The 15627-nt window shown below is 43.7% G+C and carries 15 protein-coding genes; all 15 read right to left on the bottom strand.

Annotation, left to right across the window (positions count from 1 at the left end; all coding sequences use genetic code 11):
- Nucleotides 1-17: 17 nt before the first annotated feature.
- Nucleotides 18-2093: a hypothetical protein gene (locus tag O0550_RS04090; RefSeq protein ID WP_181747990.1), complete on the bottom strand. Its 2076-nt coding sequence runs from the start codon at nt 2091-2093 to the stop codon at nt 18-20.
- Nucleotides 2094-2243: 150 nt separating this feature from the next.
- Nucleotides 2244-3026, bottom strand: coding sequence for a ribonuclease HII (rnhB, locus tag O0550_RS04085; protein WP_258425672.1), 783 nt, complete (start codon nt 3024-3026; stop codon nt 2244-2246).
- 210 nt (nt 3027-3236) lie between these two features.
- Entirely contained in the window at nt 3237-4133 is an 897-nt protein-coding gene (gene ylqF, locus O0550_RS04080) for a ribosome biogenesis GTPase YlqF (protein WP_003336882.1), read from the bottom strand.
- Nucleotides 4134-4164: 31 nt separating this feature from the next.
- A complete protein-coding gene (lepB, locus tag O0550_RS04075; RefSeq protein WP_003341428.1) occupies nt 4165-4725 on the bottom strand; it encodes a signal peptidase I in 561 nt (186 codons plus the stop codon).
- Between the two features lie 173 nt (nt 4726-4898).
- A complete protein-coding gene (gene rplS / locus O0550_RS04070; protein WP_003341429.1) occupies nt 4899-5246 on the bottom strand; it encodes a 50S ribosomal protein L19 in 348 nt (115 codons plus the stop codon).
- A 253-nt stretch (nt 5247-5499) separates the two neighbouring features.
- Nucleotides 5500-6246: a tRNA (guanosine(37)-N1)-methyltransferase TrmD gene (trmD, locus tag O0550_RS04065; RefSeq protein WP_101668700.1), complete on the bottom strand. Its 747-nt coding sequence runs from the start codon at nt 6244-6246 to the stop codon at nt 5500-5502.
- Between the two features lie 14 nt (nt 6247-6260).
- On the bottom strand, nt 6261-6782 hold the full coding sequence (gene rimM / locus O0550_RS04060) for a ribosome maturation factor RimM (RefSeq protein WP_003336876.1): 522 nt from the start codon (nt 6780-6782) through the stop codon (nt 6261-6263).
- The gene (locus O0550_RS04055; protein WP_003336875.1) at nt 6779-7198 is read right to left on the bottom strand and encodes a YlqD family protein; all 420 of its coding nucleotides are present in this window, start codon (nt 7196-7198) and stop codon (nt 6779-6781) included. Before O0550_RS04055 ends, rimM begins: the two co-directional genes overlap by 4 nt.
- A gap of 138 nt (nt 7199-7336) precedes the next feature.
- Nucleotides 7337-7564, bottom strand: a complete 228-nt coding sequence (locus tag O0550_RS04050; protein WP_003336874.1) for a KH domain-containing protein — start codon at nt 7562-7564, stop codon at nt 7337-7339.
- A gap of 21 nt (nt 7565-7585) precedes the next feature.
- Nucleotides 7586-7861 carry a 30S ribosomal protein S16 gene (gene rpsP, locus O0550_RS04045; RefSeq protein WP_003336873.1) on the bottom strand — a complete coding sequence of 92 codons (276 nt, stop codon included), beginning with the start codon at nt 7859-7861 and terminating at the stop codon, nt 7586-7588.
- 95 nt (nt 7862-7956) lie between these two features.
- The gene (gene ffh, locus O0550_RS04040) at nt 7957-9399 is read right to left on the bottom strand and encodes a signal recognition particle protein (RefSeq protein ID WP_003341439.1); all 1443 of its coding nucleotides are present in this window, start codon (nt 9397-9399) and stop codon (nt 7957-7959) included.
- A gap of 11 nt (nt 9400-9410) precedes the next feature.
- Complete coding sequence (locus O0550_RS04035; protein WP_003336871.1) at nt 9411-9749, bottom strand: putative DNA-binding protein; 339 nt, start codon at nt 9747-9749, stop codon at nt 9411-9413.
- A 161-nt stretch (nt 9750-9910) separates the two neighbouring features.
- Nucleotides 9911-10924, bottom strand: coding sequence for a signal recognition particle-docking protein FtsY (ftsY, locus tag O0550_RS04030; protein ID WP_003336870.1), 1014 nt, complete (start codon nt 10922-10924; stop codon nt 9911-9913).
- Nucleotides 10925-10995: 71 nt separating this feature from the next.
- The gene (gene smc, locus O0550_RS04025) at nt 10996-14568 is read right to left on the bottom strand and encodes a chromosome segregation protein SMC (protein WP_258425671.1); all 3573 of its coding nucleotides are present in this window, start codon (nt 14566-14568) and stop codon (nt 10996-10998) included.
- 342 nt (nt 14569-14910) lie between these two features.
- On the bottom strand, nt 14911-15600 hold the full coding sequence (gene rnc, locus O0550_RS04020) for a ribonuclease III (protein ID WP_003341446.1): 690 nt from the start codon (nt 15598-15600) through the stop codon (nt 14911-14913).
- Between the last annotated feature and the right edge of the window lie 27 nt (nt 15601-15627).

The raw sequence follows: 15627 nt of genomic DNA, 5'->3' as shown, positions 1-15627 counted from the left end.
GTTCCCCCCTTCCTATATTAGACACGCAAATCAACACCTGTGTAATTACTGTTTAATTGCTCTGTTTCTCTTATAAGTCCCCCGTTACCAGATTTGGCTTCTGGTAATGGCAAGACACGTAAAATAGATAGCTGATACCCTACTTCTTGGAGTTGCTGAGTAAACGTTTGCTTTTCTGACTGAATCAGCTTCTCCAACCAAGGTTGATCATTATAAACCTGAATTGTTGTAATTCGATTGACAATACTCACATCCACCATGGTCATTCCTAGCGCATGTAGATCTAATTGAAAAAATAATCTACAATTTCCCGGGTCTAATTGCCCACCTTTTTGCTTACGTGCCTCCACTTGTACAAAAGCCGTATCTTCTCCTTGCTCAGTTTTAATTGGAATTTGCATCATCACATGTGTCAGTGGTTGTGTTTGCTGAGAAGTCGACATCATTAATTGTTGTCCGGTAATATGCTGAAGCAATTGCTCTGCTGTTTCCTTTAATACTAAAGATACGCCTTGGGAAGCCTGTGCAACTTGTAATAACAAACTTTTTATATTTTGTAATTGCTGCTGATCAATTGCTTCTTTGCCTGTCCGTCCAGCCTGAAAAATATGTCTTTCATTAGAGACACCTAATAGTTCCAGTTTTTGTTGTAAAATTCCAGTTTCTTTCCGTAACTGAGCTTGATTTGCTGACGTTCCCTCATTTGATTGGGAAGATACTGCTTGATTACTTATTGTAGATGGCTGTTTCAATGATTCTTCTGGAGCAAGCATGCCAGAAGCTTGAATCTTAGTATTTACAGAAAAATTCTGCATGGGAGCTTGCATACTGGTTTGTTGTTGTCTATTTTGGTTAGATTCCCCTACACCTGTGAGTGTTTGGTTGCTATTACCTGTGATAATGACTGATTCTGTAAGAGTGCGTGTATTGCCAGATGAAGGAAGGGAAGACGATTGACCTGTACCTTCTGTTTGCTTCAGAGTAGCCGGGCCATTTCCTCCATTTATCCCCCCATTCAATCGTGTTTGCGCATCTGCTTCCGCTCCACTTATAACTCCAGCATTTCCTCCTTGTTGTGCATTTGAACCTTGAGTGGATGAAAAAGGTGCCGTGTTATCAAATAAGGCTGACGACATAGGTCTCTGTTGGATTGGAACTTGATTCAAAAGATTCGTCTGTTGCCCTGTTTGCTGGCCGATACCAACAGATGAGGTACCATTTTGTACTCCTGTCCCTGTTTGTTGCCCTGCTTCAGCTTCTTGATTGCCAATATGTTGAGGCAATGACGTTTGCGAAGGATTCCCAATCACTTGTTTTCCCAACATTCCTAAGTTCCCGTTTAGCAAAGGGGGTTCTTCATTGAGCTGTAGCGGCAACGACTGTAATAAGCTTGCAAGTGTTCGTAAGGTTTGTTGTAATTGTGGTTGTGGTGACACAGAGGCTGAAGAGCCACCTTGCGGGGTTGTTTGAGTCTGCTCATTAGCCCCCGTAGCCTCACTTTGCAAGGAAAGCGTAGCGAGTGTATCGGTCACCTGCTGTAAAAAAGCGCGAATAGAGTCTGATATGTTATTTCCAAATAAAAAGCTGCGCAACGCCAAGACTACATCCTGTGTAATTGGGATTTGTTTCGTAAGTGCTGTCTGCACTGCTTGCATGACATCTGTACCTGATCCTTGCGTCTTTATTATCTGACCAAGCTCCATTAATGTTTGCTTGTTTACAGGCAAATTCTTATCAAGTAAAAATTGCAGAGCTTCTTTTAATTCTGGTTGATTCGGTAAACCAAAAGAGCGCAATAAACCCTCCTGAGAGGCTTCCTTTGTGGTTTGACCTGCTTCCGTATGAACCACTTTTAACGTAAGTGGTTCTGTATTCCCCTGAACCTGTAACCATGCTTTTTGGCCTGCTTCCAAATTCGTCTCCATTTTAGCTACCATCTGCATTCCGCCAATTTGCACGATAGCACCCTGATCTGGAAGTACTTTTACGATGGTTCCCTTTACCACCTGATTCGGGCTTAGCTCTATCTGTTTGCTTCCGCTTGTGCGGGTTTGCTGCAGCATATTAGATAGTAATTGACCAGCTTGGATCATCGGTTCCTCCTCCTTTCATGTAAAACGAATAAACCTTTATTCCAAAAAGAAATTTTATGTACGAAATAGGCTGAAATGATTCTTATCAATGCTGATTTTGATCAGGAAAGATTTTTGGCCACTCAAGCCTCGAACATATCTTATCCCCCTCTATCCAGTAATAAGCTCCTTAACTCCCCCAAAGGTTTTGCGATGCAACGCAGAAGGGCCATGCGTGCGTAAGGCTTGTAAATGTTCGGCTGTGCCATAACCAGCATTTTGCTCAAAGCCATATACCGGATACTCTGCCGCATATGCTTCCATAAGACGGTCACGCGTCACTTTTGCTACGATTGATGCAGCTGCGATCGAAATACTTTTGCCATCACCGCCAATAATCGAGAGTTGTGGAGCTTCTAAACGCGATAGATGTACAGCATCAATTAAGCAGAGGTCTGGAGTGATTCCTGCGTCATTTATGGCTGTATACATTGCTTCGCGCGTCGCTTCTAGAATATTAATTTCATCAATGCGTTCAGCAGAAACGATCCCAATACCTACAGCGATTGCTTCGCGCATAATAACTTCATAATAAGCTTCACGCATGGTGACATTTACCTTTTTCGAGTCATTTAAACCTGGAAGATAAAAATCAGCGGGTAAACAAACGGCTGAAGCAACCACGGGCCCTGCTAGAGGCCCTCTTCCAACCTCGTCTATTCCTACTATGTATTGATTACCTTGTGCCCAGTATAATTTCTCTGTTTCTGTCATAGCTTCCCAAAGGGCTTGCTGCTTTTTCAAATGATTTTCCTGAGCAATAAATCTACGCCAAATTGCTTGGACGCCTTTTCTTGGGTCTGTAGAAAGCTCCAATCGTTCCTCAGAGGAAAGCTGGTCAGCTCCTTCGACCCATTCTCTTATCTTTTGTATCGACATTTCCGCAATGTTCATTAATTCTCTCTCCCGACTTCCTTTACATTCTTTCTTTATTCTATCGTAAGACTAGCCCCGCGACAAAAATTTTTCGCATCTATCGTAACCAAACAATCTATTACAACCATTCTTACATAGTGCAATCTGATTGAATGATTCACACATTTTATCATTTGATCAAACAACTAAAAACCCCTGCCATGTAGGCAAGGGTCAATACGTACATTTTTATTCATCATAGATAGAACGCGGCTCGCCAATGGTTACTTCCATTTCCCAATCAATCGGACGTTCTAACGAAATTTGCCCAATCTTTCCTGAGCGCAGTTCACGTAGCAATAGCTCAGAAGCTTTGTCATAGTCAATATATCCACCTGACGCCATACAGCCACGTTTTTTACCGATCATTTCTAGTAATTCTACGCCATCCTCAGGTAAATCAGTCAGCTTAAAGCGGTCTTTTAATCGCTCTGGATAGTAATGCATCATATAACGAACAGCATACAGGGCCACCTCAGAGAAATCAATCAGTTCATCCTTAATAGCACCACTTGCAGCTAATCGTAATCCTACCATTTGATCTTCAAACTTAGGCCAAAGAATACCTGGTGTATCCAGAAGCTCTAGTGTATCGCCCATTTTTACCCATTGCTGCGATTTGGTCACGGCAGGACGATCTCCTGTCTGTGCAACAGAGCGTTTTGCTAAACGATTAATCAGTGAGGATTTACCAACGTTTGGAATACCTAAGATCATGATTCGTACTGCTCTTGCCAGCATCCCACGATCTGCACGTTTTTGTAACATATCTGAGGCTAACTCCTGGCAAAGCTCAGGGAGCTTATTCACTCCTCTTCCTGATAAAGCATCAATCGGTAGCGTACGGAGGCCTTGTTCTTTAAAATATCTTATCCACATTTCTGTTACAGATGGATCAGCTAAATCCGCCTTGTTTAGCAATATCAAACGTGGTTTTTCTGCCACGATCTCATCGATCATCGGGTTACGACTAGATAAAGGTAGTCTTGCATCCAGAAGCTCGATGACCACATCAACCTGCTTTAATTTCTCCGTAACCTGGCGGCGGGCTTTAGCCATATGTCCCGGAAACCATTGGATTGTCATCGTACATTCACCTACTTTGTTTACACAGCTATTAGCGTGTCATGCGTATATCTTTTAACGGCCAGAAGACAAACTCTGCCCGGCCTACCACCTTGCTTATTTCAACTGGCCCAAACTCTCGGCTATCTGAACTATTTTGGCGATTATCCCCCATTACATAAATATGTCCGGGTGGAATCGTTATTTTTTCGAAAGGAGTGGTTAGTGGTAGATCCTTCTCTTTTTGCGCAATTTCACGTTTCTCTTTTAAGTATGGCTCTTCCACTGGCTTATCATTAACGTACAAAACATCATCTTTTACCTCAACGGTATCTCCAGCAACAGCGATAACCCGTTTGATATAATCTCTCTTCTCAGACGCATGGAATACGATAATTTCCTCACGTTGTGGCTCTCTTAGATGATAGAGAGCTTTGTTAACCACGAGTTTTTCTTCGTTATGCAAAGTAAAATCCATGGAATGACCCTCGACGATAAACGGGGCAAATAAAAAGGTACGGATGAAGAATGCTAAAGCTATGGCTATGACAATCGCTTTAATCCATTCCCAAGCTTCATTTTTCTTCTTGGTAGTCGAGGCGTTTTCGTTCATAATCTTTCCTCCTGCTCTAGAGTCTCATTTATCTATTATATATGACAGAAGATATCTTTACACTTTATAAGTGCATCTATCTGAGATGAACTGTATATTCTAGAGAACTGAGGGCATTCAAAACAGAATGTAACTGAAAAAAGGGGGACTGGCAAGCAGCCCCCCTCTTATTCTTATCGACGAATTTCTTTAATGCGAGCAGCTTTACCTACGCGATCGCGAAGATAGTACAATTTCGCACGACGTACGCGACCATGGCGAACTACTTCAAGTTTGTCGATCTTCGGTGTGTGTAGTGGGAATGTACGCTCAACACCCACGTTGTAAGAAATCTTACGAACAGTGAAAGTTTCGCTTACACCAGTACCACGGCGGCGGATAACAACGCCTTCGAACACCTGAATACGCTCACGAGTACCCTCGATAACCTTAACGTGTACACGTACAGTGTCACCAGGACGGAACGCAGGAAGATCCTGTTTCAGTTGTTCTTTTTCCAATTCACGAATAATTTGATTCATCATGATTCACTCCTTCCACACAGACGTTCTTACTCGCCTTACTTGTTAAACCTCTGTTAGGTTAACGAACGAATAGCGGACCGTCGTAGTCAGTGGCAAAATTGCCACAAGTGATATTCTAGCATAACTATAGGCCGTTAACAAGCATTATTAGAAAATAATCAAGGATAAAATTCTCTCAATCTACTACTATAACTGGATGATCAAAAATCAGTGGCAAATTGGAAGGATTAGTCTTCCCATGCTTGTAATATCAAGCGTTACTTTCTTCCTGCTGAATCTCTATTAGTAGCTTTTCAATTTCTTTGGTTTTCTCAATCTTCTCCAGTAACTCTGGTCGACGTTGCAGGGTGCGCTTTAGAGATTCTTTCAGTCTCCATCTCTCAATGTTCGCGTGATGTCCAGACAAAAGGATATCAGGCACCTTCCAGCCTCGGAAATCAGCAGGGCGTGTGTAATGGGGATGCTCTAAAAGTCCCGTAGAAAAAGAGTCTGTGACAGCAGACATTTCATTACCGAGAGCGCCTGGCTGTAAACGCACAACACTATCAATCACAACCATAGCGCCTAATTCTCCACCTGTTAGTACATAATCGCCTATCGAGATTTCATCCGTGACCAGATGCTCACGGATTCGCTCATCGTAGCCCTCATAGTGACCACAAATAAACAAGAGGTGCTCTTCACGAGCTAACTCCTCAGCCATTTTCTGATCATATCGTCTTCCTTGCGGGCACATTAGAATAATACGCGGTTTCGAGGTACCCTCACGAGCCTGAAGGTCTTCCACGGCATCAAAGATCGGATCTGGCTTTAAGACCATGCCACCACCGCCTCCATAGGGAGTATCATCTACGTTGCCGTGTTTGCTTTTCGAATAATCGCGAAAGTTAATGACTCCAAAATCGACGATTCCTCGCTCTGCTGCTTTTCCTAAAATACTGGTAGATATTACCCCTGTAAACATCTCTGGAAACAGTGTTAGTACGTCAATACGCATGATCTAACTCTCCTCTATAGCAATCCATCCATGAGGTGGCAAATTACTTTTTTGTTCTGAACATCTACCTCTTTAATGCAATCATCAATGAAAGGTAGCATAATTTCTTTGCCCTTGTTACCTTTTACTACCCAAACGTCATTGGCACCTGGCTGTAAAACCTCTGTAATCTTGCCTAATACCTCACCTGTGTCCGTAATCACTTCGCATCCAATAAGCTGATGAATATAAAATTCGTCTTCTTCAAGCTCTAGCAGTTCCGTTTCCGGAACCTTTAATTCTCCACCCTTATACTTTTCCACGTCATTAATAGATGAGTAGCCTTTAAAGGTTAAAATGGTAAAATCTTTGTGTTCGCGATACGAAGCTATTTCCACAATCACTGGTTCGGTTAAGCTTGGATGGAACAAATGTAATTTATTCCCCTTTTTAAAGCGAACATCTGGGAAATCTGTTGTAGAAACGACACGCATTTCTCCACGTAATCCCTGTGTATTAACCAATTTTCCTACTGTATAAAATTTTGGTTGTGTCACAAGCTTTTGCCTCCTTGACGTATTTCTATTACAATCCCGTCACGAATGATAATTTCAGCATCTGCCATTTTTTCATTCCAACGGTCCCCTACTTTCATTTCAACTTGACTTTTAAGGGTTTGCTGATGGAGTTCACTTTCTAAGGGAAGCCTTTCTACTTGTTCAAGTTGAATAGAAATCAGTTCCAATTTCTCACGTAGGGCTCCTTCTTCCTGATCCAACCTCTCCAGAGCCAGACGTACCCCTTCGCTTCCTCTTTTTTCAGCCTCAGCTAATATTTTTTTACGCTGGAATCGCCATTGCTCCAATTCCATATGCACATATTGTGCTTGTTTTTCATATTCTTCCCGTAATAACGCCTTAGTTTTCTCTGTCAAAACAACTTTTACATGCACCAATCTCTCAATGCTGATCATAGGAACCGCCTCCCGACAGCTAAGAAGGTTATTTCGTTGCTTTCCTTTATATAAACACATGTAGTAACACTATATTTTGCATGTGGGGTTAACACGTATGTAGATACGAAAAAAGACTGGAGAACCCCCCAGTCTTTTTTATACGATTTCAACGGTAATCCGCTTATCAGTCTGAACTGCAGCAGCCGTTACAACCGTCCGCAGGGCTTTCGCAATGCGACCTTGTTTTCCAATAATCTTACCCATATCATCTGGATGAACGGAAAGCTCGAAAACTAAGATACGCTCCTTGTCCACTGCGTTCACTTTCACATGTTCCGGATGATCCACAAGAGCTTTCGCGATCGTTTCGATCAAAGCCTTCATCTAAAGATCACCGTCCCAATCTTACTTCTTGCCGATTTTTGCTTCGTGTACTTTCGCAAGTACGCCTACTTGAGAAAGCAAGTTACGAGCTGTATCGGTAGGTTGCGCTCCGTTCATGATCCATTGAACAGCTTTCTCGCTGTCAATGTTAACCACTGCTGGTTGAGCAACTGGATTGTAATAGCCGATCTCTTCAATGAAACGACCATCACGTGGGGAACGAGAATCCGCAACTACCACACGGTAGAAAGGAGCCTTTTTAGAACCCATGCGCTTTAGACGAATTTTAACTGCCATGTTGTTCACCTCCTAAAAGAATCAACGAAAAACGTTGTATGTGTCTATATATCTGAACTATCGCCTTTATAGAGCGAAGAGAGTTCAAGCTTACATTATTTAAACGGATTAAATGGGAAATTGAAGCCACCTTTTTTATCATCGGCATCTCCGCCCATGCCACCAAACGGATCGATCGGTGCATTTCCTTTAAAAGGAAAGAATCCGCCTTTTTTCTTGCTTTTCTTTTTCATTTTGTCCGTCATGCCTGTGAATTGCTTCATCATTTTCTTCATATCCTCGAATTGCTTGATGAAACGATTCACTTCCTGGATCGTGGTTCCGCTACCAGCAGCAATACGCTTGCGGCGGTTTGCATTCATGATATCAGGGTTAGCCCGCTCTTCCTTTGTCATCGACTTCACGATGGCCTCCGTACGAGCAATTTGCTTTTCATCCACCTTTAGATCCTTCATGCCCTTCATCTTATTCATGCCAGGCAACATACCCAACAGGTCCTCAAGCGGCCCTAGCTGACGCATTTGCTGCATGGAATCCAAGAACATGTCAAAAGTGAATTCCCCTTGGCGCATTTGGCGCTCCATCTCTTTTGCTTTATCCACGTCGACGCTTTCCTGTGCTTTTTCTATCAAGCTCAGTACATCGCCCATTCCCAGAATGCGTGATGCCATACGATCTGGATGGAATGGTTCCAAAGCATCAAGCTTTTCACCCATTGCTGCGAACTTGATCGGTTTACCAGTCACTGCTTTAACAGAAAGGGCCGCACCACCGCGTGTATCTCCATCTAGCTTAGTAAGAATCACACCTGTAAGCTCTAGTTGATTGTTAAAGCTCTCTGCTACATTGACTGCATCCTGACCAGTCATAGCATCCACAACCAACAAAATCTCATCTGGCTTTGCCACTTCACGCACTTGTTGAAGCTCTTCCATGAGAGTTTCATCAATGTGCAGTCGACCCGCCGTATCAAGAATCACATAATCGTAGTGATTTTCTTTAGCATGTTCAATCGCTTTCGTAGCGATTTCTACAGGACTTACCTGATCACCCATAGCAAATACAGGAGCACTCAATTGTTCACCTAGTACTTGTAGCTGCTTAATGGCAGCAGGGCGATAAATATCGCAAGCAACCAGCATAGGCTTACGATTTTGTTTTTGTAACAGCTTGGCCAGTTTACCGGTTGTGGTCGTTTTCCCCGCACCTTGTAGACCAACCATCATAATAACAGTCGGTGGTCGGTTAGAGACAGCCAGCTTGGAGACGTTACCGCCCATAAGCTCAGTCAGCTCTTCATTTACCACTTTAATAACCATTTGTCCTGGCGTTAAGCTTTTCAAAACATCTTGTCCAACTGCACGTTCCTTGACCCGAGCAACAAATTGTTTCACGACTTTAAAGTTAACGTCTGCTTCCAATAAAGCCAGACGCACTTCCCGCATCGCCTCATTCACGATGGTTTCGTCGATTTTACCTCTGCCACGCAGCTTATCAAAGGCGCCCTGCAATCGGCTTGCCAAGCTTTCAAATGCCATATGTGCCCCTCCTAATCCATCTCTGACAGTTGGCGGAGCAAGATAAGCAATTCCTCTCTCGTATCGTCCCCACCTGTGGCCTCTACCAGATTGATCATCATTCTCACAACCTCTTGACGCTGTTCATACTTCGCTGTTAGCTTCAGCTTTTCGTCATATTCATAAAGCTGCTTTTCAGCTCGCTTGATATGATCATAAACGGCTTGTCGGCTTACTTCATGCATTTCTGCAATCTCGCTTAACGATAGATCATCCAGGTAGTAAAGCTCAAGGTATTCACGTTGCTTTCCTTTTAACAGAGAAGCATAGAAGTCAAATAAGAGATTCACTTGATTCGTTTTTTCCAGCATGGAACCAATCCTTTACAGTTAGATCGGTTGCTACTGTGTAAAGTTTTTTTCCTTTACAGAGCCAAGTAATATACTATACAATCCTGCGCCTACTGTCAAGTCTTTTTGTTGACATTAATTTTTTCAAGATCTATTCTGCAAAAACAACGCTCGTAAGCTTGCTATTCTTGCTCGGATTCAGCTTCCTGCTCTGTCTCTTTTTCAATCAAGCCAGCAAACAAAGCATGAACGAATTGTTCTGGATCAAAGGCTTGTAAATCATCCATTTTTTCACCCAAACCTACATATTTCACCGGTATATCCAGCTCATTGCGGATAGCAATAACGATACCGCCCTTCGCTGTCCCGTCTAGTTTGGTCAAGACAATACCTGTCACGCCAGCGGATTCCCCAAAAGCCTTAGCTTGGTTCATAGCGTTCTGTCCAGTCGTCGCATCCAGAACCAGCAATACTTCATGAGGAGCATCTGGGATTTCACGTTGTAGGACACGGAAGATTTTATTTAGCTCTTCCATTAGATTCACCTTGTTTTGCAAACGACCTGCTGTGTCGCAGAGAAGAACATCTGCCTTACGTGACTTAGCCGCTTGTACCGCATCATAGATAACGGCTGCCGGATCAGCGCCCTGCTGATGCTTAATCACATCTACACCAACACGGTCGCCCCAAACCTCCAACTGTTCAATCGCAGCAGCACGGAAGGTATCCCCTGCTGCCAAAACTACTTTTTTCCCTTGTTGTTTAAACATATGAGCCATTTTACCAATCGTAGTGGTTTTTCCTACACCATTAACCCCTACGAATAACACAACGTTTAAACGTCCTTCCTCTATCTGTAGTGCCGTATTGTGGGCTTCATCGTTGCGTAATAGGTTAACTAGCTTTTCCGATAGAATCGGTTGCAAGTCTAGGGCATTCTCGATTTTGTGCTTGCGAACCTCTCCTCGCAAATCATCAACGAGCTCCATCACCGTATTTACGCCTACATCGGCTGCTATTAGAATCTCTTCTAGCTCCTCGAAGAAATCCTCATCAATTTTTTTGTAGCGACGGACTAAATCCTCTACTTTCTCTACTAAAAGATCTCTTGTTTTGGTTAACCCATCCGTAAACTTCTGCGTTACCTCTTCTGATTTTTTTACGATGGAATCACGAAGTTTTTTAAAAAAGCTCACAACTGACCCTCCTTGAATGTTGTCTGTTTGTTTTGGTGAATCGGCGAGTCTTAAAAGACTACAAATACGATCTATGAAGCGGATTCAATCAGTTTTTTCGTATCTTCAAGCTTAACAGACACCAGCTTGGAAACGCCGCCTTCCTGCATAGTGATACCGTACAGGACATCAGCACTCTCCATAGTTCCTTTCCGATGTGTGACACAAATAAACTGGGTCTCGCCGCTAAATTGATGCATATATTCGGCAAAGCGGCTAACATTGGCTTCATCCAGCGCAGCCTCTACCTCATCTAATACACAGAATGGCACTGGCTTCACGCGCAGTATAGCAAATAAGAGAGCCATAGCTGTTAATGCGCGTTCTCCCCCAGATAATAACGCTAAATTTTGTAGTTTTTTACCCGGGGGTTGGGCTACAATATCAATCCCTGTTTCCAGTAATCGATCTGGTTGTGACAACAGCAGATCCGCCCTACCTCCTCCAAATAACTGCACAAATACATCTTGGAATTGAACTCGAATCTCATCAAATGTCTGTTGGAAGCGGCGTGACATCTCTGTGTCCATTTCAGCAATCACCTGATAGAGCATTTCTTTTGCCTCTATTAGGTCCTCTTCTTGTTTCCGCAAGAAATCTAACCTCTCTGCTAGGCGATCAAACTCTTCAATTGCACCTAAATGAACGGTTCCGAGTGCAGCTATTTGCTTCTTCAATCCATTAACGATTCCCTGCTGCTCAGCAATCTCTCCCAACGGAGGATATTTTTGCTTAGCGAGATCAAAGCTTAGCTCGTACTCTTCTGATAGTTTGTTTAGCAAATGATCTAATTCTACTTCATACCGGTTTCCCTTTACTTCTTCGGCATGCAGCTTCTCTTCAAGTGCTTTTACTTGTTTACGAATCTCTTTTACCTCAAGCTCCAATTGCTCCTGCTTAGCAAATAGACTCGATCGATCTCCACGCCGTTCGGAAATCAGATTGGCTACACGGTCCTTATCCTGACGAAGCTCAGAAATTTTTTCATCCAGCTCTCCAAAAAAGGAATCATTATTATCATCTAGGCTATGCAGATCCATCAAAGCCTGATTTGCTTCTTCCCATTCCTTTGTCAATAAGGTACGTTGTTCACGTAAACGCTCCACCTGTTCGATTCGAGAGGCATGCTCCTGCTTTACTTGTGCCACGAGGACCTTCAGACTGGTAATCTGCTCATTCATTTCTTCCTTGCTAAGCATATGCTCTTTTCGTCTTGTTTCGGCTGTAGCGATGGCAGTTGTGAGCAAATGCTCTTCTTCCTCTAGCACCTTCAATTGCTGGCTAAGTTCTGTCAGCTTATGCTGAGCATCATTCATCTCTTTTTGATAAAGAGCCATATCCTGATCAAGTACAGCCATACGCTCCCGTAAGGATTTTCCAGATAACTCCGCTTGTTGCAGCAAACCTTTTAATTCCTGTTCACGTAAGCGAAGAACCTCTCCTTGTTCACGTAGCTTTTCCTGTTGCTCTTCTGCTTGTTTCGCTGTCTTTGTAACAGCTTCAATGCTAGCCTTCTTCTGTGCAATTTCATTTTGCAAGGTATCTAACATGCCTTCTAGCTCTTCTACCTGACGGTTGCGGCCTAGAAGATTTGCATTGTTCTTCTTCACAGCTCCGCCCGTCATAGAGCCGCCTGCATTAACGATATCACCATCTAGCGTGACCACCCGATAGCGGTAATGACAGCTTCTGGCTACACGGTTTGCCTGCTCCAAGGTTTCTGTAATGATGACATTGCCAAGCATAGACTCGACAACAGCCCGATAGGCTTCATCAAAGGAGACAAGACGACTAGCAATGCCTACCACTCCGCTTTCATTGCGCAATTGACGTTCATCTTCACTAGTAAGGGAACGAGAACGAATGACCGATAGTGGTAAGAAGGTAGCACGGCCCAGATTATGCCGTTTCAGGTAGCCAATCGCTTCACGCCCCGCTGCTTCATCATTTACGACTACATTTTGCAGGGCTCCTCCCAAAGCAACCTCAATAGCAGTTTCCACCTTGCGCGGCACTGTCATGAGCTCGGCAACTGCTCCATGGATTCCCTTCATGCCTTTTTCACGAGCGCGTAGGATTTCTTTAACCCCCTGCTGGAAGCCCGCGAAATCATGCTGCATCTCTTTTAATAGGTCTAGCCTAGAGCGCGTAGCTTCGCGTTGCTGTTCAAGACGGCGAATCTCCATTTCAGCCTCTTCGATTTGTTGCTCTTGTCCACGGGTTTGGGCCATGAGTTCACGGAAACGGGTTAGCGTTTCATTTAGCTTTTGCTCAATTGTTGCAAGCTCAGAGGCATGCCCTTCCCCTGTATTTAGCTGAGTAGATTCTTCACTAACTAGGCGATCTCGGTCTGCCTGCAAACGCTCCATTCGTGCCTTGCTGGTATCACGCGTCTGTTCCTGATGCCGAATATCATTACGGAGGCGAGCCATTTCATTAAGCTTGTCGAAGTAATCGCTTTTCAGCTTCTCCAGATCATCTGTCAACCCACGCACGACCACTTGGAATTCAGATTCCGCCTTCTTGAGCTTTCCTTCTGCTTCTCGCATCTTTCCCTTGGCTTCTTCTCGGCGTGCTTCTTCCGCTGTCAGCTCTTCCTCTATGACATGCTGCTTCTCGGTTAATCGGTGCATTTGCTCCATTGTTTGCTTACGATTCGCTTCTAGATTTCTTTTGCGCTCCCGCAATACCTCACGGCGGCCCTCTACCTTCTCCGCCTCTTCACTCACCGTAAGCAAAACCTGCTGTAGCTCTTCAATTGATTCGTCAATCTGATTAACCTTGTAGCGAGCCTGCTCTAGCTCCGCTTCTTGCTGCCCTGCTTGTGCGGCACGCTTGGCTAATTGATTTTCTAAATCAGCAGATTTTCTTTTCGTTTCCTCCCATTTGGCATGCGTCTGCTCGATTTGCTGCACGTAGAGAGCTACCTCATGCTGGATAAGCTTTTCATGTAGGCCTTTATAGGTCTTGGCTTTTTCCGCCTGCTCCTGCAAGGGACCTACTTGCTCTTCTACCTCATTGCGAATATCATAAATACGCACTAAATTTTGGGTTGTTTCATCCAGTTTCTTTTCTGCTTCCCGCTTGCGAGACTTATATTTTACAATTCCGGCTGCTTCTTCAAAAATGCCCCGGCGATCTTCTGATTTCGTGCTCAGTATTTCTTCGATTCGGCCTTGGCCAATGATAGAGTAGGCCTCTTTTCCTACACCTGTATCCATAAACAGTTCCATGATATCCTTTAATCGGCAGGAACGCTTATTAATAGAATAGTCGCTGTCCCCTGAACGATAGACTCGACGTGTTACGGTCACTTCGGAGTATTCGGTATCCAAAGAGCCATCCGAGTTATCTAGGGTTAAAGATACTTCCGCGAAATTTACCGGTTTGCGCGTATCGCTACCGGCAAAAATAATATCCTCCATCTTGGAGCCGCGAAGCGATTTAGCGCTTTGTTCACCAAGTACCCAACGAATCGCGTCCGATACATTACTCTTGCCGCTCCCGTTTGGACCAACTACCGCAGTCACTCCCGGTACAAACTCCAATTCGGTCCGGTCTGCAAACGACTTAAAGCCGATCAGTTCCAACCGTTTTAAATACATGATAATCTCCCCTAAACATACTCAATCCTCTTTAACTCTCCTAGTTTATCATAGATGACCCATTTGGCGTAGGGTGACTTGGGAAATACCTGATTTTCTGTATTTGTAGAAAAAAAATTGCCCTGCACTTTGCTACTTATTCATTCGTTAATGGTACTTTCCAATTAATACTTTGGTCTACCACAAGCGTTTCATCGAACCCTGTTTCTCGAAAAAACGTACATATGATTGCAAAATAATTTGCAAATAACTTTTTCAGTTTCAGTAAAAAACTAGGCTTCTACCTTGTAGACACACAAAGTAGAAGCCTAGTTTTTAACATGCTTTCAGCTATTTTTTACGTTACGCTTTCGTTTCAATTTTCATGAGAGCAAGTGCAGCAGCGCGTTGTTCTGCTTCTTTCTTGGAACGACCGGAGCCTACTCCCAACTGATTTCCATTCAATATCACTTCGGATACGAACTCACGGTTGTGGGCAGGTCCTCTCTCCTGCAAAATGCGATAAATGATTTCTCCCAAGCTGTCCTGTTGAACAAGCTCTTGCAATTGACTTTTAAAATCGGTCACTTGTGTAAATTCACCTTTATCAATGCGCGGATACACATATTTTTCTAGGAATTGAAAAACCGCATCCAAGCCTTGATCAAGGTACAAAGCGCCGACAAAGGCTTCAAAAACGTCAGCAAGGAGAGCTGGTCGTTGTCGCCCACCTGTAAGCTCCTCGCCTTTTCCCAATAGCACCAGTTCACCAAACTGAAGCAACTCTGCAAACTTAACGAGTGACGGTTCACATACGATCGCCGCACGAAGCTTGGTCATTTCACCTTCACTCATTTTCGGGAACATTTTGTAGAGAAATTGGGAGACCGTTAGCTCCAACACCGCATCGCCTAGAAATTCTAGGCGTTCGTTGTCGGAAATCCGTTTGCCCCTTTGCTCGTTCACATAGGAAGAATGGGTGAATGCTTGCCGCATCAAGGACTCATCAGTAAATACGATTCCGATTTTTTCTTGCAGCTCTTTAAAATTCATCCCTCTTTCACCTTCCCTCACCGAATG

The sequence above is a fragment of the Brevibacillus halotolerans genome (assembly GCF_026891775.1).
Lineage (GTDB): Bacteria > Bacillota > Bacilli > Brevibacillales > Brevibacillaceae > Brevibacillus_B > Brevibacillus_B halotolerans.
Note: the sequence above shows the minus strand (reverse complement) of the source record. Positions and strands in the feature narration are given on the sequence as shown.

Bases quoted from the DNA above. Each gene is read 5' to 3' on its own strand.
- O0550_RS04090 (WP_181747990.1), bottom strand. From the start codon at position 2,093: ATGATCCAAGCTGGTCAATTACTATCTAATATGCTGCAGCAAACCCGC.
- rnhB (WP_258425672.1), bottom strand. From the start codon at position 3,026: ATGAACATTGCGGAAATGTCGATACAAAAGATAAGAGAATGGGTCGAA.
- ylqF (WP_003336882.1), bottom strand. From the start codon at position 4,133: ATGACAATCCAATGGTTTCCGGGACATATGGCTAAAGCCCGCCGCCAG.
- lepB (WP_003341428.1), bottom strand. From the start codon at position 4,725: ATGAACGAAAACGCCTCGACTACCAAGAAGAAAAATGAAGCTTGGGAA.
- rplS (WP_003341429.1), bottom strand. From the start codon at position 5,246: ATGAATCAAATTATTCGTGAATTGGAAAAAGAACAACTGAAACAGGAT.
- trmD (WP_101668700.1), bottom strand. From the start codon at position 6,246: ATGCGTATTGACGTACTAACACTGTTTCCAGAGATGTTTACAGGGGTA.
- O0550_RS04055 (WP_003336875.1), bottom strand. From the start codon at position 7,198: ATGATCAGCATTGAGAGATTGGTGCATGTAAAAGTTGTTTTGACAGAG.
- O0550_RS04050 (WP_003336874.1), bottom strand. From the start codon at position 7,564: ATGAAGGCTTTGATCGAAACGATCGCGAAAGCTCTTGTGGATCATCCG.
- rpsP (WP_003336873.1), bottom strand. From the start codon at position 7,861: ATGGCAGTTAAAATTCGTCTAAAGCGCATGGGTTCTAAAAAGGCTCCT.
- ffh (WP_003341439.1), bottom strand. From the start codon at position 9,399: ATGGCATTTGAAAGCTTGGCAAGCCGATTGCAGGGCGCCTTTGATAAG.
- O0550_RS04035 (WP_003336871.1), bottom strand. From the start codon at position 9,749: ATGCTGGAAAAAACGAATCAAGTGAATCTCTTATTTGACTTCTATGCT.
- smc (WP_258425671.1), bottom strand. From the start codon at position 14,568: ATGTATTTAAAACGGTTGGAACTGATCGGCTTTAAGTCGTTTGCAGAC.
- rnc (WP_003341446.1), bottom strand. From the start codon at position 15,600: ATGAATTTTAAAGAGCTGCAAGAAAAAATCGGAATCGTATTTACTGAT.